This window comes from Acidovorax sp. BL-A-41-H1 (genome assembly GCF_051942715.1).
This window is the reverse complement of the sequence record NZ_JBPVJQ010000003.1, coordinates 1516586-1536241: the sequence shown is the minus strand read 5'-3', so window position 1 is coordinate 1536241 and position 19656 is coordinate 1516586. Positions and strand designations below refer to the sequence as shown.

The following is a 19656-nucleotide window of genomic DNA, read 5'->3' as shown; positions in this document are numbered from 1 at the left end:
CCTGCCCCACGTTACCCCGTAACGTGGCGGCGGCGCGGCATGCCCCCGCTTCAACACCATGACGACCTCAAAAGTGCAGATGCTGACCACCCGGCTGCCCGCCTGGATGCAGGAGTGGCTAGAAGTCATCGTGCCCGGCACGCAGATCCTGCTGATCGTGCTGGGAGCCTGGCTCATCCAGCGCACGCTGCGGCGTCTGATGCGCCGTGCGGCAGCGCACTACCAGTTGCCCGACGAACTGGTCGTGCCCATCAACGGGCTGATCCGCTGGCTGACCATTGCTACGGCGGCGCTCATGGTGCTCGAACGCATGGGGGTCTCAGCCACCGTGCTCTGGACCGCGTTCACCGGCTTTGCCACGGTGGGCGCGGTGGCGTTCTTTGCGGCGTGGAGCGTGCTGTCGAACCTGTTTTGCGCGCTGCTGATCTTCACGGTGCGACCATTTAGGGTGGGCGACTACATCGAGGTGCTCGATACGGCCGAAAAACCCGGGGCCAAGGGTCGTGTGGTGGACATCAACCTGCTGTACGTCACGCTGGAAGACCAAACACCGGGCCAGGGCGAGGCGTGGCTGCAGATTCCGAACGCGCTGATCTTCCAGCGCGTGGTACGGCGGTTCCAGGGCGTTCCGCCAACGCCCGCAACGCCACCCGCAGGCGCGCCGGACGCAAGCCCGGCGGCACCCGCGCCCGTGGTGCCCAGCCCCTTCAACAATCCCTGAACGCGCCTGCAGGGCGCAGGACCTGAAGCCGTTGGACTGGCCAGCGCATCGGCTCTCAAGCGCCCGGCTGCGTCACGGATGCGGCATCAGGGCAGCACGTCCAGCGCCTGCAGGTACGCGGGCTGGTACATCAGCTCATCCCACGGCTGGGGCAAGGTTTCAGGCAGCAGTGCAAGGCGGCGCGCCTCGCTGTCCACACTGGGCTGCCATGCGCCCTTGTCGCGGGCAGCCAGCAGACCGTCCAGCAGCTCGTCGACGGGCTCGCCAGTGCCCACGCTCTGGTTGCACAGCAGCACCAGGTCGCAACCAGCATCCAGGGCGGCCACGGCGGCGTCGGTGTAGCTGACCAGCTGGCCGTCGAGGCGGCGCGCGCCTTCCATGCTCAGGTCGTCGCTAAAGATCGCGCCGTCAAAGCGCATCTGGCGGCGCAGGATGTCCTGCAGCCAGCGTTTTGAAAAGCCTGCGGGGCGGCTGTCCACTTTCGGGTAGATGACATGCGCGGGCATCACGCTGGTGAGCGTGCTGCTCAGCCACGGGTACGGCGCTGCGTCGTCGGCGAGGATGGCCTTGAGGCTGCGCTTGTCCACCGGCACTTCGGTGTGCGAATCGGCCTTGACGAAACCATGCCCCGGAAAGTGCTTGCCGCAGTTGGCCATGCCCGCCTGCAGCAGGCCATGCATCAGGCTCTTGGCCAGCATCGCCACCACGCGCGCGTCGCGGTGGAAGGCGCGGTCGCCGATCACGCCGCTCTCGCCATGATCCAGGTCCAGCACGGGGGTAAAGGAGAAATCCACACCGCAGGCCCGCAGCTCGGCGCCCAGCACATAGCCCGCCGCAGTGGCGGCATTGGTGGCGCGCATCGCACCACTGCCAGGCAAGGCGGTGGCGCCCTTGCCGTCGTCCATCCACATCTCGCCCAGTGCGCGCATGGGCGGCAGGTGGGTGAAGCCGTCCGTGCGAAAGCGCTGCACGCGACCGCCTTCGTGGTCCACGCAGATCAGCAGGTCGTCCCGTACGGCCTTGATGGCGCTGGTGAGCTCCAGCAGCTGTGCGCGGTTGTCCCAGTTGCGGGCAAACAGGATGACGCCGCCGGTGAGGGGGTGCGCCAGGCGGCGGCGGTCGTCTGCAGAGAGCGACGTGCCTGCCACGTCGAGGATGATGGGTGCGTGTTCGGTCATGGTCATGCAGCGAAAATGCTATATTTAGAATAGCTGTCAGCGCTTATAAAACAAGCGCTACAGGCCGATTTCGTTCAAATTTTTTCGACCACGCAGAAGCTGGCGGCGTAGTCGGTTTCGTCGGTGACGCTCAGGTGCGCTTTCAGGCCCCTGGCGTCAAACCATTCCTTGAGCGCGCCGTGCAACACCACCACCGGCTGGCCCGAGGGCAGCTTGGCGATCTCGCAGTGGCGCCAGGTCATGGGCATGCGCATGCCCAAGCCAATGGCCTTGCTGAACGCCTCCTTGGCAGAGAACCGCGTGGCGAGGTAGCGCAGGCCGCGGTCGGGCCAGCGGGCGCTGCGCTCGCGCCAGGTGCGCAGCTCGCCTTCGGCAAGCACCTTGGTCGCAAAGCGCTCGCCATGGCGGTCCAGGCTGGCCTGGATGCGGCGGACATCGCAGATGTCCGTTCCTATGCCGTAGATCATGGATTCAGACTCAAACCGGGTTGTAGCGCTTGATTTATGTGCCTTGAAAGCTATTAAATCAGGAGCATTACGCTGGACGGCCAGGCTGGCTGCCTTCGGCAATGCAAGCCAGGTACGCCTGCACGGTGGCGGCGTAGCCCATCTCCAGCGCGTCGGCGATGAGTGCGTGGCCGATCGACACTTCGTGCAGCCCCGGCACCTCGCGCACAAAGGCTGCCAGGTTGTCTCGGTTCAGGTCGTGGCCCGCATTGACGAGCAACCCGGCATCGAGCGCAGCCTGGGCGGCTGCACGGTAGCGGGCCAGCTCGGCGTTCTGTTGTGGCGTGCCCCAGGCCGCAGCATAGGGCTCGGTGTACAGCTCGACGCGGTCCGCGCCCACCGCGCGTGCGGCCGCCATCTGGGCGGGCGCCGGGTCCATGAAGAGGCTGACGCGCACGCCCAAGGCCTTGCACTCGGCAACGAGCGGGCGCAGGCGCTCGGCATCCTGCGGAAAGCTCCAGCCGTGGTCACTGGTGAACTGGTCCTCGCTGTCGGGCACGAAGGTGACCTGGTGCGGTGGCATGCCCTGCGCCGCCAGCTGGCGGATGAAGTCCATCAGGTTCTGCGACGGGTTGCCTTCGATGTTGTATTCACGGCCCGGCCAGGCTTTCATCAACATGGCGAGGTCGAACACGTCCTGGGGGCGGATGTGGCGCTGATCGGGCCGGGGGTGCACGGTGATGCCCTGGGCACCCGCTTGCAGACACAGCTCGGCCGCACGCGTGACGCTGGGTATGCCCAGATGGCGCGTGTTGCGCACCAGTGCGACCTTGTTGACGTTGACGGACAGGGCTGTGGCGCGCGCGGGCTGCGAAGAAAGGCTGGAGGGCTGGGTCATAGGGCCTGGAGATCGATCATCAGCTGGCGGGTGCGCAGCGTGGGGCTGCCGCAATGGTATTGCAGCAGCGTGCGCAACTGCGGCTTGAGTTCGGCGGCAAAGGGCGCGCAGGCGCGCAGCGTGGCGGTGTAGCTGGCAACATCGTCCAGGCCACGCTGCAGCGCCATCCACTGGCTGCCTTGCAGGCCGGCCCGGTCGCTTGGCGACGCGGCACGCAGCCCGCCTTCGGGCACGAGGGTGTAGCGCGTATCGGGCTGAAGGGGCGCGAAGGTCATGGTCTGCACATCGAGCGCTGGCAACAGGCCGATCTCGCGCAGCAGCAGCAGCTCGAAGCTGCGCAGCACGGGCTCCAGCGCGTCGCCATGCTCGCTGGCAAGCACGCGCACCACGCCGGCATAGGCATCAAAAAGCGCTGCGTGCGGGTCAGCACGGGCCAGCAGACGGAGCAACAGTTCGTTGAGGTACAGGCCCGACATCAAGGCGTCGCCCGTGGGCATCACATGCCCGCCCACCCATTCGGCGCCCTTGAGGGTGTGGATGTCGCCTTCGCCATTGCCCGCGAGGCTGTAGGTCAGCGCCAGGGGCTGCAGAGGCAGCAGCACGGGCCGGAAGTTGGAGCTGGGCTTCTTAGCGCCCTTGGCGACCAGTGCCACGCGGCCATGGTGGCGGCAGAACACTTCGAGAATCAAACTGGATTCGCTCCAGTCATAGCTATGGAGGACGAAAGCGGGTTCGTCTGAAATGCGCTTGGCGGCGGCCACGTGAAGTCAGCAGTGGGCGTGCGGGTCAGGCAGCAGGCGCAGGGCAACGCATCACTCGTAGCCGAATGAGCGCACGCGGGCTTCGTCGTCCGCCCAGCCGGAACGCACCTTCACCCACAGCTCCAGGAACACCTTGGCGTCCATGAGCTTTTCCAGCTCCTGGCGGGCTTCGGTGCCGATGCGCTTCAAGCGCTCGCCCTTGTCGCCGATGACCATCATCTTGTGGTTGTCGCGCTCGACCACGATGGTCGCGGCGATCTTCACCATGCGCTTGTGCTGCTTGCTGGTTTCTTCGTCGAACTTGTCGATCACCACGGTGGAGGTGTAGGGCAGTTCGTCACCGGTGAAGCGGAATAGTTTTTCGCGCACGGTTTCGGACGCGAGAAACTTCTCGCTGCGGTCGGTCAGCTCGTCCTCGGCATACCACCAGCCCTGCTCGGGCAGGTACTTGGCGCAGATACCGAACAGGCGCTCGATGTCGCCCTTGTTCTTGGCCGACATGGGCACGAACTCGGCAAACGGGTGGCGCTCCTGCATGCTCTTGAGCCAGGGGGCCAGCTCGGCACGGCGGTGGACCATGTCAAGCTTGTTGGCCACCAGCAGGGTCGGGATGCCGGGCTTGAACAGCGACAGCACCTTGGCATCGGCCAGCGTGAAGTTGCCGGCCTCGACCACAAAGAGGATCAGGTCCACGTCGCCAATCGCGCCCATCACGGTCTTGTTGAGCGACTTGTTGAGGGCGGTGGCGTGGCGCGTCTGGAAGCCTGGCGTGTCCACAAAGATGAACTGCGTCTGCTCCCGGGTGCGGATGCCGGTGATGCGGTGGCGCGTGGTCTGAGCCTTGCGCGAGGTGATGCTGATCTTTTGCCCCACCAGTGCATTGAGCAGGGTGGACTTGCCCACGTTGGGCTTGCCGACGATGGCGATCACGCCGCAGCGCTGGCCCGGCACCGCAGCCGGCGCACCGGCCGCAGCCAGCATGCTTTCGAGGTCATTTTGCACGCTAGCGCCCGTATCATCTGCACCGCCAGCTACATTTTTAGTAGCATCATTCATAGTTTCCTTGTTTTCAAAGTGGCCAGCATGGCCGCGGCCGCCGCCTGTTCGCCCGCACGGCGCGAGCCGCCGATGCCGCGCTCGGTCAGGCCGAGTTCCGGGATGTCGCACTCCACGTCAAATGTCTGGCGGTGTGCGGCGCCGGTGGTGCCCACCACCTGGTACTGTGGCAGTTTCATTTTGCGGCCCTGCAGCCACTCCTGCAACGCGGTCTTTGCGTCCTTGGACGCTGCCTGCATCTGCGGGTTGATCTCGACGCCCTCAAACAACCGGTGCACCAGCGCCTCGGCGGGCGCATAGCCCGCGTCAAGGTACACGGCGCCGATCAGGGCTTCCAGCGCATCCGCCAGGATCGATGGCCGTTGCTGCCCGCCTGATTTGGCCTCGCCTTCACCCAGGCGAAGCACTTCAGAAACCTTGAGCCGAAGAGCGAGCTGGTGCAGCGTGTCCTGCTTGACCAGGTTGGCCCGCACCCGGGACAGGTCGCCCTCGGGCAGGTCTGCCAGGCGGCGGTACAGAAGGCTGGCGACCGCCAGGTTCAGCACCGAATCGCCCAGGAACTCAAGCCGCTCGTTGTGGTCGGCGGAAAAGCTGCGGTGGGTGGTGGCCCGCTGCAGCAGGGAAGCGTCTGCAAATACATGCTGCAGGCGGGCCTGCAGCGCTTGGAGTCCGGGTTGCACTAGTTGGTCTGCGCTTCGAAACGGTACACGAGGTAGGCAGGGCCTGCCAGGGCGATCTCGCGCGAGTACTTGAAGCTGACCACGACCTTATCGCCGCGCTTGGTGACTTCGAGGTCCTTGCCCTGGATGGACCGGATGTCGTCGATGGAGGCAGCCCGGTCGAAAGCAGCGCGCACGCCAGGCACGGTTCCCTCAACTCTGGCTTTCTCTATGGCTTTTTTCGCGGCGAAGTATTCGATGAACATCGGCAGCGACTGCCCGCCGATTGCGAACACCGACACGGCAAACACCCCAGCGATGACCAGCCCGAAGAAAGACAACCCGCGTTGACGCGAACGCAGTGCTGCCCGGTGCGATGTACTCATTGCCGCTCCCTCGATGATTGTTGATACAGGGCCATGTCAGTTGAATGGGCCGATGCGCTTGAAATTGCCAAAGTTCATCCAGACGAAGAACGCCTTGCCAACGACATTGCGCTCGGGCACAAAACCCCAATAGCGCGAATCGAGGGAGTTGTCGCGGTTGTCGCCCATCATGAAGTAATGCCCCTCAGGCACCTTGCACACCACCCCTTCCACACTGTAGCGGCAGTTTTCGCGGTAAGCAAAGTTGCTTGCACCTTGCACAAATGCCGGTACATCGGCGTTGTTGAGCAGGCGATGGCGGTGCTCGCCCAGCTGTTCCTCAAACTGCTTGAAGTAGCGCATTGAGTCTTCTTCAAGGAAGTCTGGCAAAGCCGCCGTGTCCACCGGTTGGCCGTTGATGCTCAGACGCTTGTTGATGTAGGCGACCTCATCGCCCGGTACGCCCACCACGCGCTTGATGTAGTCAAGGCTGGGCTGGGGGGGATAGCGGAACACCATGACATCACCCCGCGCAGGGCGGTTGCCTTCAGTGATCCGGGTGTGGATCACAGGCAGCCGGATTCCATAGGTGAATTTGTTCACCAGGATCAGGTCGCCCACCAGCAGCGTGGGAATCATCGAACCGGAAGGAATCTTGAACGGTTCGAACAGGAAGGATCGAAGTACGAACACCGCAGCAATCACGGGGAACAACCCGGCGGTCCAGTCCAGCCACCATGGCTGCATGAGGATGCGCCCCTTGGCCTCGGTGGTGTCCACATCCACCTTCTGAATGCCCATGCGGTCAAGCTCAGCCCGGCGCGCAATCGCAGCATCTTCGATGGCTTGCGCAGCTTGGCGGCGGCGCGGGAGAAAATAAAACCGCTCAGCGAGCCAGTACACGCCTGTCACGAACGTGGCCAGAAAAAGGAGCAACGCGAAGTTGCCCTCGATGGCCCCGAGGTACCACGCGCCCACGTAGCCTGCCGCCGCGGCAAGGATCGCGGCCGTAAGGATCTGCATGAACTGCATCAGTCTTCCACCTGCAAGATGGCCAGGAACGCCTCCTGTGGCACTTCGACGGAGCCAATCTGTTTCATGCGCTTCTTGCCTGCTTTCTGCTTCTCGAGAAGCTTGCGTTTGCGGGATATGTCGCCCCCGTAGCATTTTGCCAGCACGTTCTTGCGCAGGGCCTTGATGGTCTCGCGCGCAATGATGTTGGCGCCAATCGCAGCCTGAATGGCCACGTCGTACATCTGTCGGCTGATGATCTCGCGCATCTTTGCGACCACCGCACGGCCGCGGTACTGCGATTGAGACCGGTGCACGATGATGGACAGTGCATCGACCTTCTCGCCGTTGAGCAGGATGTCTACCTTGACCACGTCGGAGGCCCGGTATTCCTTGAACTCATAGTCCATTGACGCATAGCCGCGCGACACGGACTTGAGCTTGTCAAAGAAGTCCAGCACGATCTCGCCGAGCGGCATCTCGTAGGTCAGCATGACCTGGCGCCCGTGGTAGGCCATGTTGATCTGCACGCCGCGCTTCTGGTTGGCCAGTGTCATCACCGGGCCAACGTAGTCCTGCGGCATGTACAGATGCACGGTCACGATGGGCTCGCGGATTTCCTCCAGACGGCCCTGGTCGGGCATCTTGGAGGGGTTCTCGACCATGACCACTTCGCCATCGGCCTTGACCACCTGATAGACCACGCTCGGCGCTGTCGTGATGAGGTCCTGGTCGAACTCGCGCTCGAGACGCTCCTGAACGATTTCCATGTGCAAAAGCCCAAGGAAACCGCATCGGAAACCAAAGCCCAGCGCCTGGCTGACTTCGGGCTCGTAATGCAACGAGGCGTCGTTGAGCTTGAGCTTTTCCAGCGCATCGCGCAGCGAGTCGTACTCGCTGGCTTCCGTGGGGTACAGGCCCGCAAACACCTGCGGCTGGATTTCCTTGAAACCTGGCAGGGCTTCAGTAGCAGGCCCGGCATTGTTCGGTAGCTTTTTTTCCAGTGTGATGGTGTCACCCACCTTGGCCGCCTGCAGTTCCTTGATGCCTGCAATGATGTAGCCCACCTGCCCGGCATCTAGCGAATTGCGCGGTTCGTTGGCAGGCGTAAAAACACCGAGGTTGTCGGCGTTGTACACAGCCTCGCTGGCCATCATCTTGATGCGCTCACCCTTGAGCAGGCGCCCGTCTACCACGCGCACCAGCATGACCACGCCCACGTAGCTGTCGAACCAGCTGTCGATGATCATCGCGCGAAGCGGGCCGTCTGCCTTGCCACGCGGCGCAGGCACCTTGGCCACGATGGCTTCAAGGATTTCGTCGATCCCCATGCCGGTCTTGGCAGAACACGGAATGGCGTCGGTGGCGTCAATGCCAATCACGTCCTCGATTTCAGACTTGGCGTTCTCCGGGTCTGCGTTGGGCAGGTCCATCTTGTTGAGGACGGGCACCACCTCCACACCCAGGTCAAGAGCCGTATAGCAGTTGGCTACGGTCTGGGCCTCAACCCCCTGCGATGCATCCACCACCAGGAGCGCACCTTCGCATGCAGACAGCGAGCGGCTCACCTCGTACGAGAAGTCGACATGCCCTGGTGTATCGATGAGGTTGAGGTTGTAGACCTGTCCATCCAGGGCCTTGTACTGCAGCGCAGCGGTCTGCGCCTTGATGGTTATCCCACGCTCCTTTTCGATGTCCATCGAATCGAGGACCTGGGCTTCCATCTCACGGTCTGCAAGCCCGCCACAACGCTGTATCAGGCGGTCGGCCAGTGTCGACTTGCCATGGTCGATGTGCGCAATGATGGAAAAATTTCTGATGTGGTTCATCAACGGGACACGTCAAGTGATTGAATTGAAATGGGGCGCACAAGAAAAAAGGGCGCGTCGAATGGCGACGCGCCCTGAACCAACAATCATTGGCAACTGCGAAAGTTGGAGCTTCATTGTAGGCAAAAAGGGCGAAAGCGGCAGCCAGTCGAGGACCATTTCAGCGAAGTTGCCGCACTGCAACAGCGATTTTATGCACAGGTTATACACAGTCTGCAAACTTGCAACGCTGGACAACTTGTGGGTGAGCACCGAAATCGCCGAAGATCGCGGCACGAATCCCGTATGGTGAAGACCGCCGCACTCGATATACCAAGGCGCGCTAACGAAGGCCTCCATTCTATCGAAACTCATCCATGGGGCTTCTAGACCCGCGAACGCCGGGTGCCTTGTCAAAGGCACGTCAGCGCGCGCAGGATCGCCATGGCACGCGCCGGACGGATTCAGCCCCGGCTACTTTGCTGGACGAATGAGCGCGTACTGAGCCCACTCCCCACGGCGGTAGAGCACATTGATGGGCTTGCTTTTATCTGCCTTGGCCAACACGGCCTCGAACTCCTTCACGCCAGCAACTTCCGTATTGGCAATCGCCAGGATCACGTCGCCTTCGCGCAAGCCTGCCCGTGCCGCCGCGTCCGTGGCAGCAGCAACGACCACACCGCCCTGCAGCTTGAGCTCCTTCTTTTGCGCATCCGGCAACTCTGCAACGGCCAGCCCAATCTGTTGCGCAGCAGGAGATGCCTTTGGCTTTTCCTCGCGCTCCGGCGCACGCGCCACCACTGGCTTTTCAGCCTCGATCTCGGCGACCGTCACCGCGAGGTCACGCGAAGAGCCGCGCCGAAACACCGTGACGGTGGCCTTGCTGCCTGGCTTGGTGTTGCCCACAAAGCGCGGCAAGTCCGCCACTTTCTCGATCGGCTTGCCATCGAAGCGCGTGATGATATCGCCCGCCTCGACGCCCGCCTTGTCCGCTGGCGAACCTGGCTCTACGCCGGTCACCAGCGCACCTGTGGCCTTGCCGAGGCCGATGGATTCCGCCACGTCACGGCTGACCTGCCCAATCTGCACGCCAATGCGCCCGCGCGTCACGCGGCCTGTTGCCTTGAGCTGGTCGCTCACCCGGATCGCCTCATCCATGGGGATGGCAAAGGAGATTCCCATGAATCCACCCGAGCGCGAATAGATCTGGCTGTTGATGCCAACCACCTCGCCGCGCATGTTGATCAGCGGCCCACCCGAGTTTCCAGGGTTGATGGCAACGTCGGTCTGGATGAAGGGGAGGTAATCACCGGTGTCACGCTGCTTGGCGCTCACGATGCCCGCAGTGACCGTGTTCTCCAGTCCGAAGGGAGAGCCGATCGCCATCACCCACTCTCCCACACGCAGGCGGCTCAGATCACCGACCTTCACGGCAGGAAGCCCGGTGGCTTCAATTTTTACCAGCGCGACATCCGTGCGCTTGTCGGCGCCCACGATCTTGGCCCGGAACTCACGTTTGTCCGTCAACGTCACGATGACCTGATCAGCTCCATCGACCACATGGGCGTTGGTCATCACGAATCCGTCTGATGTGAGGATGAAGCCGGAGCCAACACCGCGAGGCTGATTTTCTTCTTCCTGCTGGGGTCGCTGGGGCCTCTCTTGGCGCGGCACATTCGGAATCGGAACCCCGAACCGTTTGAAAAACTCGAGCATCTCTTCATTCATGCCGTTGGCGCCACCCGCGCGGCTGGATGCCTTTTCAACGGTTCGGATATTGACCACCGAAGGTCCCACCTGGTCCACGAGTTCGGTGAAGTCTGGCAGACCTCGCACCGCAGCAGCAGGCTGGGCAACGGCCAATTGCGGCGCAACCATTGCACCCGCCAGCCCGGTGAACATGCAAGCCAACGCCACAGAGCGGAGGGTATCGAGTTTGGGCATCGTCAACCTTTCGTAGAAGAAAACACAGCAGTCCAACAACTTATGTAACTCAGAAGGCTCCGGATACGATTGGTTCCCGTCGGCCTGTACCACGCGCCACCGTTCGGATCACCTGGCCTCGTAGCATTGACAGCCTCGCGATCGCACAAGGCTTCTACGGACGCAGCCTTCGACCGTATGCGGAAAATCGAGGTATGCGGGTGGAGCGCTGGGCCCTACCAGAGCGACCCTCAGCGAATGCGCTGGAACTGCGTGGTGAAAACCTTCAAGGTTTGCAAAGGTACTTCCCCCACGGCCGTGACCCAGGTATCCGCATTCAGGCGCTGTGCCAGAAGATGCGTGGCTCCCATGCTGGTCGCCTGCGGCTGGGCCGGGTGGCGCGTGGCATCGAAGGGCTCCAGAAACAGCGAAACGGACGCAAGCCCGTCCGAGTAGAGGCACTGCAGCACCTGACCGGCCCCATCGGCGGCCGCCATGGAGCGCTGGTGACAACTCACGGGAACAAACCCTGGCACCGGCTGGCGCATCGCCCACCCCTCGGCCTGGGCCGAGGTTCTGGTGGCAGGAGCCGAGACCTCCTTGAAGCCTGCAGTGGTATCCATCAAGCGGGAGATCTGTTCGGGCTGGAGGGAGGCTCGCAAGTCCAGTTCAGAAAAGGCAGCGTTCTCGAGAACCTTGCCGTCGGCAGTAATGGTCTGGAGCTTGATCACCAGACCGGTATCGCGCTCGCTCCACAAACGGTACCCAAACCGCAATGTGTCCTGCGGCTTGAACCAGACGACATCAGCCAGATAACCGGCTACCCGGTCCTGGCCCAGACGGGTTGCAGCGTAAAACTGGGAGATGGCTGTGCCAGGCACGACCGCAACACGGGGGAACGTGGTACCGGTGTCGCGGCGGTCTGTGCGCACGGTACGACTCTCAGGCGAAAAGGTGCGCACCTCATCGTTGCGCCGAAACACCGTGCGAGGGTTGCCACTCAGGGATTCCACCCGCTCAAGCCGGTTACGCTCGTCACACGCGTGCCAGATGCGGGAGGTGGACATGGCACCAGATGCCGACAGGACAACAAAAGTGCCGGTGTACGAGCGCTGACACGGCGCAGCATGCATGCGCTCGACCCATTGCAACACGCTGCGGTCCGCCGTGGGGACTCCCTCAGCGGAAGCCGATGAGGCGGCGCCGGCAATCAGCCCAGATCCTGACAGAGCACCGGGCTGAGCAAGCCCGTCGCTGGAGGCTCCAAAGACGCAAAGCAAAAGGGTTGCTGCAGCCAACATCCCACTCCGCATCGCGCCCTCCGCAGTGCCCGCGTCTTCCCGTGTTCGGCTGTTCATAGGGGCACAGTTACAGAACCAGAAACCACGCCCACCACGTTATCGACCGGGCGACTCGAAGGTGGCGTTGCGCAGAAAACCGGCAGGCATCTGCAGGGCCGAAGTGCTGCCAAACTGCTTGTGGGCGGCCAAGAGCTCATCGAGACGAGGATCGCGGATCATGACCTGCTGGCCGTCGGCATCAGCCACAGCGACAACAGCCGGATTGGCGGTCGTTGCGACTACTGCGGGTGCGGCAGCCAGCTGCTGGCTCATGCTGGCCGGTCCCCGGGTGCCCGCCTGGATGCCCGCCAGCGATGTCCAACCGACTGCTGCCACTGCGGCAAGCGAAGCAAAGCCAGCCACCATCTTCCATCGAAACACAGAGGCATTCGAAGCCTCATCCACCCTACCTACACGCACGATGGAAGGCTGTTCGACCTCCATTTGGACGTTTGCAGGGGATGGCTCCTGACCCAGTTGTTCGCGCAACCGGGACATGAACGCGCTGTTGACCGGCCGCGCAAGATCAGGAGAGCGAAGCACATCGCCAGCGAGGTGGTACAGCTCCCAAGTGGCCTGGCTCTGATCGCGCCCGCACAGATCCAGCGCCGCCTGGAGTTCGTCGCCTTGCAGTTCGCCGTCCGCCAGCGCAGAAAGAAGCTCGCGCTCGCTTTGCCCACAATCAACCGCCGAACTGTCCTTGCCTGCAAATGCACTGTTGTTCATTCCGTTACCTACCATCTTTTGCCTGTCTGGTTTTCCAGCAAAGGGCGCACCTTGGCCGAAATGGCCTCGCGCGCCCTGAAAATCCGGGACCTGACCGTTCCGATGGGGCATTCCATGGCGGTCGCGATTTCCTCGTAACTCAACCCCTCGATTTCACGCAACGTGACCGCCTGCTTCAGATCATCCGGCAAAGCTTCCATGGCGGCGTTCACAGCCTCAGCGATCTCGCGCGCTGCGAGTACCGTTTCGGGGGTTTCGTCGGTGGTTAGTTCCTGTCCGATGCGGGAAGTTTCATCGTCGTCATCATTGCCGCGAAGCGCATTCTCGGAAATGACAGGATTGCGCTTCATGTCCATCAGCGCCTTCTTGGCGGTATTGACGGCGATACGGTAGAGCCAGGTGTAGAACTGCGCCTCTCCGCGAAACTGATGGAGCGCACGGTAGGCACGGATGAATGTTTCCTGGGCAATGTCCTGGACCAGGTCGGTGTCGCGCACCATGCGGCCGATGAGCCGTTCTATGCGCCGCTGGTACTTGATCACCAGCAGCTCGTAAGCGCGCTGGTCGCCCGCAACAGTGCGCTCCACAAGCTGGAGGTCGCTGTCGTCTGGGCGTAAGGGAGGAATTGCGGTCATGGGTACTCAGGAATCGCGGTCCACGGCAGCCGGCCGGGACAGGTTGTCTGCCGGGCCAGCACCCGAGGGGGCGCGCGAATATACCGCACGGCGCAAGTCGAGCCATCGCTGTGGGTGATGCGCACGCTCCAACCAGAGCCACACGCGCCTGCCGTCAGCAGCCCTGAGGACCAGCCAGAGGTGCGTCTGCAAGTCGAGCAGCGCCTGAGGGCGCTCTTTCAGGGCTCCGCTGCGCGAGTCGGCTTGACCAGCTTCGCCGACACTCAGCAGCCAGCCAGAGCCGTCCCAACGAAGCTCGCCACGGGGCTGGGTGAACCAGAAGTGCCCCGCTCCCAGTGCTGCCAGCATCCACGCCACTATTGCAGCGCACAACCAGACCCACGGGCGGGGATGTGCCGTACCGCCGGTACCGGCCCAGGCCGCGATGGCGCCCACGGCAACAACAAGGATGGTACCTATGACCCAAGCCAAAGCAGCGCTTCGCTTCACCGGGAACACGACGGGAGGTGCGCTCTTGCGGGAGGATGCTTTCACAGGGGAACGGCCGGAGCGAACAACGGACCAGCGCTGCGGTTGTTGTTACTGGATCCGTATCGTCCATGCTGCCAAACGCAGCTTGGACTTTTCGTCTCGCACCCTGCCAGACCGCCCCGCCACCTGTATCAGACGCGTTTGAAAACGAGCGTACCGTTGGTGCCGCCGAAACCAAAGTTGTTCTTCACAGCCACGTCCATCTTCATATCGCGGGCCGTGTTGGCGCAATAGTCCAGGTCGCACTCCGGGTCCTGATTGAACAGGTTGATGGTGGGAGGCACCTTTTGCTCGTGCAAGGCCAGGATGGTGAACACGCTCTCGATACCGCCGGCACCGCCAAGCAGGTGGCCCGTCATCGATTTGGTAGAGCTGACCACGGTCTTGTACGCGTGATCGCCCAAAGCCGCCTTGATGGCATTGGTTTCGTTCAGGTCACCCAGGGGGGTGGAGGTGCCGTGGGCGTTCAGGTAATCGACCTGATCGACGTTGACGCCCGCATTGCGCAGCGCGCTCAGCATGGCGCGACGCGGTCCGTCCATGTTGGGTGCCGTCATATGGCCAGCGTCCGCGCTCATGCCAAAACCGGCAAGCTCCGCATAAATCTTGGCGCCGCGCGCCTTGGCGTGCTCGTACTCTTCAAGCACTACCACACCAGCGCCCTCGCCCAACACAAAGCCGTCGCGGTCCTTGTCCCAAGGGCGCGAAGCGGTCTTGGGATCATCGTTACGCGTGGACAGCGCGCGCATGGCCGCAAAGCCTCCAATGCCCAGAGGCGACACCGTGGATTCCGTACCGCCCGCGATGACCACATCTGCGTCGCCGTACTCGATCATGCGACCGCCTTCGCCAATGCAGTGCAAACCTGTGGTACAGGCTGTCACGACCGACAGGTTGGGGCCTTTGAAGCCAAACCGCATCGACACGTGGCCGGCCACCATGTTGATGATGGAGGCAGGTACAAAAAATGGGGTGATGCGGCGAGGGCCACGGCTGACCAGTTCCGCATGGGTGTTTTCAATCAGCGGAAGACCGCCGATTCCAGAGCCGATCACGCAGGCTATGCGGGTCGCGAACTCATCGTCCAGGGCTTCGCCTGTAGGCAGCCCTGCGTCCTGTACGGCCTGGGCCGCCGCTGCAATGCCAAAGTGGATGAAGCTGTCCATCGCACGCGCGTCCTTGGCGCTGATGTACGACTCAAGATCCAGCCCTTTGACCTCTCCTGCAATCCTGCAGGCGAAGTTGGTCGCATCGAACTTGGTGATGAGATCAATGCCGGACTCGCCGGCGAGGATATTGGCCCAGGCGTCGGTCACCGTGTTACCCACGGGGCTGACGCAACCCAGGCCGGTCACGACAACGCGACGACGGCTCATGCGTGAAAACCTTCTGCTGATCGGCTTGAGTCAGGCGCAGAACGCCTATCAGGCCTTCTGGTGGGTGTTGGCGTAGTCGATCGCGTTTTGCACCGTGGTGATCTTTTCCGCGTCTTCGTCGGGGATCTCGATGCCGAACTCGTCTTCCAGAGCCATCACCAGTTCCACCGTGTCAAGGGAGTCTGCGCCGAGGTCAGCAACAAAAGCCTTTTCGTTCGTGACCTGGGACTCTTCCACGCCGAGTTGTTCGGCAATGATTTTTTTGACGCGTGCTTCGATATCGCTCATGGTTTCCCTCTGGGGGTTGTGAATGAATCCGCGATTCTAGCTGGTTAAGGAGCGCACCCTAAACAGCCCGCCGTCCGGATGAACCGGCGTTATCTTTCAACAATTACATATACATGCCGCCATTGACATGCAACTCCTGACCGGTCACGTAACCTGCTTCGCGCGAAGCGAGGTATGCAACGGCATGCGCGATGTCTTGCGGCTTGCCCATGTGTCCCAGGGGGATCTGGGCATTGAGCGCTTTTTGCTGTTCTTCGGGCAGCGCCGAGGTCATGTCGGTCTCAATAAAGCCGGGTGCCACGCAATTGACGGTGATGCTGCGACTGCCCAGCTCGCGGGCCAGGGCGCGCGTCATGCCAGCCACGCCGGCCTTCGCGGCCGCGTAGTTGGCCTGCCCCGGATTACCGGATGCACCGACCACGCTGGTGATGCTGATGATGCGGCCAAAGCGCTGCTTCATCATGGGACGAATGGCGGCGCGGCTGGCGCGGAACACGGCCTTGAGGTTCGTGTCGATGACGGCATCCCAGTCGTCGTCCTTCATGCGCATGGCCAGGGTGTCACGCGTGATGCCTGCGTTGTTGACCAGAACATGCAGGCCGCCCTGGTGCTTGACAATGGCGTCGATCAGCGCTTCGAGGGCGGCACCATCGTTGACGTTGAGGTTCGCACCGCGACATCCGGGGTACGAGGCAAGCGCCTCGGTAATGCGCTGCGCGCCATCGTCCGTGGTGGCGGTACCGATGACCTGGTAGCCGCGCGAGGCCAGCTCCAGCGCGATGGCCGCACCAATGCCGCGCGAAGCGCCCGTGACCAGCGCAACCTGCGTTGAAGATGAAGTTTCGGTCATGCCAGCAGCTCCCGGGTTTCGGCCAGCGTGGCCGTGTCGTACAGGGCTACGCCCACCAGTTCAGGATCAATGCGCTTCGTGAGGCCGGCAAGCACCTTGCCCGGACCACTCTCCACGATGTGTGTCACGCCGCGGGCCTTGAGTGCGTGCACGCATTCCACCCAGCGCACGGCACCAAAGGCCTGCCGGTAGAGCGCATCACGAATGGCAGCTGCATCAGACACCACGGCCACATCCACGTTGTTCACCACCGGAATCTGGGGGGCCGCCAGGGCGACATCCGCCAGTGCGGCACGCAGCTTCTCGGCCGCCGGCTTCATCAGGCTGGAATGGAAAGGAGCCGACACGGGCAACGGCAACGCGCGCTTGGCCCCCGCGGCTTTCAGCACCTCGCAGGCCTTTTCAATACCCGCCTTGGTTCCGGCGATCACTGTCTGGGAAGGATCGTTGAAATTGACAGCTTCGGCCACCTCGGACGAGCCCTCGCCGAACGAGGCCACAGCCTGAGCGCATCCGGCGATCACGCCCGCGGCATCCATGCCCAGGATGGCGGCCATCGCACCAGCACCCACGGGCACGGCTTCCTGCATGGCTGCGGCACGGAGCCGAACCAGCGGCGCAGCCTGCGACAGGCTCAGCACGCCAGCGGCGACCAACGCCGAATACTCGCCCAACGAATGACCAGCCACTGCCGCGGGGACAGCCCCGCCTTCAGCACGCCACACCCGCCAGGCAGCCACACCTGCCACCAACATCACCGGCTGGGTGTTGGTGGTCATCGCCAGGGACTCCTTAGGCCCCTGGGCGATCAACGCGCCGATGTCTTCGCCCAGCGCGTCAGACGCTTCGCGAACGGTATCCAGAACCGCAGGATGACCCGCCCAGCCATCCAGCATGCCGACGGACTGCGAGCCCTGGCCCGGAAAGACAAATGCAAATGACTTCATGTGAATGAAAAAAAATGATCAAAACAGCGTCGAGTCCAGGCATTCACTGCCCGGGCAGCTACATTTTCAGTAGCACAGCACCCCAGGTGAAACCGCCGCCCACCCCTTCGAGCAATACGGTGTCACCCTTCTTGACCTGGCCAGAGCGGACGGCATGGTCCAGCGCGAGGGGGATGGAGGCCGCAGACGTGTTGCCGTGCTGGTCCACCGTGACCACAACCTTGTCCATCGACATCTTCAGCTTGCGGGCCGTGCCCTGCATGATGCGGATGTTGGCCTGGTGCGGAATGAGCCAGTCGATATCTGCCTCGGTGAGGCCTGCCTTGGCAAGTGCCGCATGGGCCGCTTTTTCCAGCACGCCGACCGCCAGCTTGAACACCGCCTGACCATCCATCTTGAGCACCGGATCACCCAGCACAGAGCCGCCCGACACATTTCCGGGGACACACAGAATGTCTACATATTTGCCGTCGGCATGGAGGTCACTGGAAAGAATGCCTGGCGTCTCGGAAGCCTCGAGCACCACAGCCCCGGCACCGTCGCCAAACAGCACACAGGTGGTGCGGTCGTTGAAGTCCAGGATGCGACTGAACACCTCGGCACCCACGACGAGCGCACGGTTGGCGGCGCCCGTCTGGATCATCGAATCAGCCACCGCGAGCGCATAGACGAAGCCACTGCAGACCGCCTGCACATCGAACGCAGGGCAGCCGTTAGCCCCCAGCTTGTGCTGGAGAATGCACGCGGCCGAGGGGAAGACCATGTCCGGCGTTGACGTGGCCACGATGATGAGATCGATGTCCGATGGCTGAAGGCCTGCGGCTGCAATGGCGTTGCGCGCAGCCTCCAGGCCCAGATCACTGCTGGCCACATCGGGGGCCGCAAAGTGGCGCGCACGGATACCGGTGCGCTCCACGATCCATTCATCAGAGGTTTCGACGCCGCGTTCGGCCAGCTCGGCCACGAGATCGGCGTTGGTCAGGCGGCGCGGCGGCAGGTAGCTGCCGGTGCCGGTAATGCGGGAGTAACGTCTCATCAATGTGTCGCCGCCGCAAGGCCAGGCTGGGGCTGGGCATCGGCGGGAGCCAGGAGGGGCGCCGCATGCGCAATCCGGGTCCGGACACGGTCGAGCAGGTTGTTGCGGGCTGCATCATACGCCCGGTTCAAAGCTTGCTCGAAGGCCATCGCGTCCGCCGAACCGTGGCTCTTGAAGACCAGCCCGCGCAGCCCCAGCAGGGCCGCGCCGTTGTAACGGCGGTAGTCCATGCGCTTCATTAGCGCTTTTAGGATGGGATACGCGGCAATAGCAGCGATTTTGGTGAAGATATTGCGCGAGAACTCCGCTTTCAGGCCACCGATGATCATGGTGGCCACGCCCTCGCTGGCCTTGAGCGCCACATTACCCACAAAACCGTCACAGACGACGATATCGACCACGCCCTTGAAAATGTCGTTGCCTTCAACGTTGCCAACAAAGTTCAAATCTCCGGCGTTACCGGCAGATCGAAGCAGTTCGCCCGCTTTTTTGATGACTTCGCTGCCCTTGATGGCTTCTTCGCCAATATTGAGCAGCCCCACGGTAGGCTCGCCACCGTCATTGAGTACCGATACCAGCGCCGAGCCCATCACGGCAAACTGGAGCAAGTGTTCGGCGGAACAATCCACGTTGGCACCCAGATCAAGCACGGTGGTGGCCCCGCCCTTGGCATTGGGCATCTGCGTGGCGATGGCCGGGCGGTCAATGCCGTCCAGCGTCTTGAGGATGTAGCGCGCAATTGCCATGAGCGCACCGGTGTTGCCGGCAGAAACGGCAGCAGCAGCCGTGCCGTCCTTGACCTGCTGGATGGCGACCCGCATGGAAGAATCCTTCTTCTTGCGGAGGGCGACTTCCACCGGATCGTCCATGGCCACGACCTCGGAGGCCGCAACCAGTGTGGCCCGGTCGTGGGAGAACGCTTTAAGACTGTCCGTCAGACCGACCAGCAGCAGGTGGGCATCAGGATGGTGGTCTAGGAACTGGCGGCACGCCGCGAGCGTGACGCGGGGGCCATGGTCGCCCCCCATGCAGTCAACAGCCAGTGTGATCATGGGCGACTTGTCCGGCTGGCCGTGGTGGCCAGGAGATGAATGCAACGGT

The 19656-nt window shown here is 62.7% G+C and carries 21 protein-coding genes; 2 read left to right on the top strand and 19 right to left on the bottom strand.

Features of this window, described 5'->3' with window-relative positions:
* Positions 1 to 58: 58 nt before the first annotated feature.
* Entirely contained in the window at positions 59 to 721 is a 663-nt protein-coding gene (locus tag ACTPOI_RS07825; RefSeq protein ID WP_440108030.1) for a mechanosensitive ion channel family protein, read from the top strand.
* A gap of 86 nt (positions 722 to 807) precedes the next feature.
* Here the strand turns inward: ACTPOI_RS07825 and nagZ are convergent, their stop codons facing one another.
* The 9 genes from nagZ to lepA form a co-directional block, all read right to left on the bottom strand.
* Positions 808 to 1899: a beta-N-acetylhexosaminidase gene (gene nagZ, locus ACTPOI_RS07820; RefSeq protein ID WP_440108028.1), complete on the bottom strand. Its 1092-nt coding sequence runs from the start codon at positions 1897 to 1899 to the stop codon at positions 808 to 810.
* Between the two features lie 74 nt (positions 1900 to 1973).
* On the bottom strand, positions 1974 to 2366 hold the full coding sequence (acpS, locus tag ACTPOI_RS07815) for a holo-ACP synthase (protein ID WP_440108026.1): 393 nt from the start codon (positions 2364 to 2366) through the stop codon (positions 1974 to 1976).
* A gap of 67 nt (positions 2367 to 2433) precedes the next feature.
* Entirely contained in the window at positions 2434 to 3243 is an 810-nt protein-coding gene (locus ACTPOI_RS07810) for a pyridoxine 5'-phosphate synthase (protein ID WP_440108024.1), read from the bottom strand.
* A complete protein-coding gene (recO, locus tag ACTPOI_RS07805; protein ID WP_440108022.1) occupies positions 3240 to 4004 on the bottom strand; it encodes a DNA repair protein RecO in 765 nt (254 codons plus the stop codon). Before recO ends, ACTPOI_RS07810 begins: the two co-directional genes overlap by 4 nt.
* Before the next feature lie 51 nt (positions 4005 to 4055).
* Complete coding sequence (gene era, locus ACTPOI_RS07800; RefSeq protein WP_440108020.1) at positions 4056 to 5060, bottom strand: GTPase Era; 1005 nt, start codon at positions 5058 to 5060, stop codon at positions 4056 to 4058.
* The gene (gene rnc / locus ACTPOI_RS07795; RefSeq protein WP_440108018.1) at positions 5057 to 5740 is read right to left on the bottom strand and encodes a ribonuclease III; all 684 of its coding nucleotides are present in this window, start codon (positions 5738 to 5740) and stop codon (positions 5057 to 5059) included. The genes era and rnc overlap by 4 nt, the downstream gene beginning before the upstream one ends.
* Positions 5740 to 6105, bottom strand: a complete 366-nt coding sequence (locus ACTPOI_RS07790) for a DUF4845 domain-containing protein (protein WP_440108016.1) — start codon at positions 6103 to 6105, stop codon at positions 5740 to 5742. Before ACTPOI_RS07790 ends, rnc begins: the two co-directional genes overlap by 1 nt.
* Before the next feature lie 36 nt (positions 6106 to 6141).
* The gene (lepB, locus tag ACTPOI_RS07785; RefSeq protein ID WP_440108014.1) at positions 6142 to 7116 is read right to left on the bottom strand and encodes a signal peptidase I; all 975 of its coding nucleotides are present in this window, start codon (positions 7114 to 7116) and stop codon (positions 6142 to 6144) included.
* Entirely contained in the window at positions 7116 to 8924 is a 1809-nt protein-coding gene (gene lepA / locus ACTPOI_RS07780; RefSeq protein WP_440108012.1) for a translation elongation factor 4, read from the bottom strand. The genes lepB and lepA overlap by 1 nt, the downstream gene beginning before the upstream one ends.
* On the opposite strand from lepA, the gene ACTPOI_RS07775 reads away from it, so the two are divergent.
* Positions 8914 to 9216, top strand: a complete 303-nt coding sequence (locus ACTPOI_RS07775; RefSeq protein WP_440108010.1) for a hypothetical protein — start codon at positions 8914 to 8916, stop codon at positions 9214 to 9216. The genes lepA and ACTPOI_RS07775 overlap by 11 nt on opposite strands.
* Before the next feature lie 161 nt (positions 9217 to 9377).
* On the opposite strand, the gene ACTPOI_RS07770 is transcribed toward ACTPOI_RS07775, so the two are convergent.
* From ACTPOI_RS07770 to plsX, 10 genes are all read right to left on the bottom strand, one after another.
* Complete coding sequence (locus tag ACTPOI_RS07770) at positions 9378 to 10847, bottom strand: Do family serine endopeptidase (RefSeq protein ID WP_440108007.1); 1470 nt, start codon at positions 10845 to 10847, stop codon at positions 9378 to 9380.
* 230 nt (positions 10848 to 11077) lie between these two features.
* Positions 11078 to 12127 carry a MucB/RseB C-terminal domain-containing protein gene (locus ACTPOI_RS07765; protein ID WP_440108292.1) on the bottom strand — a complete coding sequence of 350 codons (1050 nt, stop codon included), beginning with the start codon at positions 12125 to 12127 and terminating at the stop codon, positions 11078 to 11080.
* Between the two features lie 96 nt (positions 12128 to 12223).
* A complete protein-coding gene (locus ACTPOI_RS07760) occupies positions 12224 to 12892 on the bottom strand; it encodes a sigma-E factor negative regulatory protein (protein WP_440108291.1) in 669 nt (222 codons plus the stop codon).
* A gap of 8 nt (positions 12893 to 12900) precedes the next feature.
* The gene (gene rpoE, locus ACTPOI_RS07755; protein ID WP_440108005.1) at positions 12901 to 13527 is read right to left on the bottom strand and encodes an RNA polymerase sigma factor RpoE; all 627 of its coding nucleotides are present in this window, start codon (positions 13525 to 13527) and stop codon (positions 12901 to 12903) included.
* Between the two features lie 662 nt (positions 13528 to 14189).
* Complete coding sequence (gene fabF / locus ACTPOI_RS07750) at positions 14190 to 15434, bottom strand: beta-ketoacyl-ACP synthase II (protein WP_440108002.1); 1245 nt, start codon at positions 15432 to 15434, stop codon at positions 14190 to 14192.
* A 48-nt stretch (positions 15435 to 15482) separates the two neighbouring features.
* Positions 15483 to 15722 (bottom strand): acyl carrier protein, encoded by a 240-nt coding sequence (acpP, locus tag ACTPOI_RS07745; RefSeq protein ID WP_003058049.1) that lies wholly within the window; start codon positions 15720 to 15722, stop codon positions 15483 to 15485.
* 103 nt (positions 15723 to 15825) lie between these two features.
* On the bottom strand, positions 15826 to 16572 hold the full coding sequence (fabG, locus tag ACTPOI_RS07740; protein WP_440107995.1) for a 3-oxoacyl-ACP reductase FabG: 747 nt from the start codon (positions 16570 to 16572) through the stop codon (positions 15826 to 15828).
* A complete protein-coding gene (gene fabD, locus ACTPOI_RS07735) occupies positions 16569 to 17519 on the bottom strand; it encodes an ACP S-malonyltransferase (RefSeq protein WP_440107993.1) in 951 nt (316 codons plus the stop codon). The genes fabG and fabD overlap by 4 nt, the downstream gene beginning before the upstream one ends.
* A gap of 58 nt (positions 17520 to 17577) precedes the next feature.
* Positions 17578 to 18555: a beta-ketoacyl-ACP synthase III gene (locus ACTPOI_RS07730; RefSeq protein WP_440107991.1), complete on the bottom strand. Its 978-nt coding sequence runs from the start codon at positions 18553 to 18555 to the stop codon at positions 17578 to 17580.
* The gene (plsX, locus tag ACTPOI_RS07725; protein WP_291516698.1) at positions 18555 to 19607 is read right to left on the bottom strand and encodes a phosphate acyltransferase PlsX; all 1053 of its coding nucleotides are present in this window, start codon (positions 19605 to 19607) and stop codon (positions 18555 to 18557) included. The genes ACTPOI_RS07730 and plsX overlap by 1 nt, the downstream gene beginning before the upstream one ends.
* Positions 19608 to 19656 lie beyond the last annotated feature (49 nt).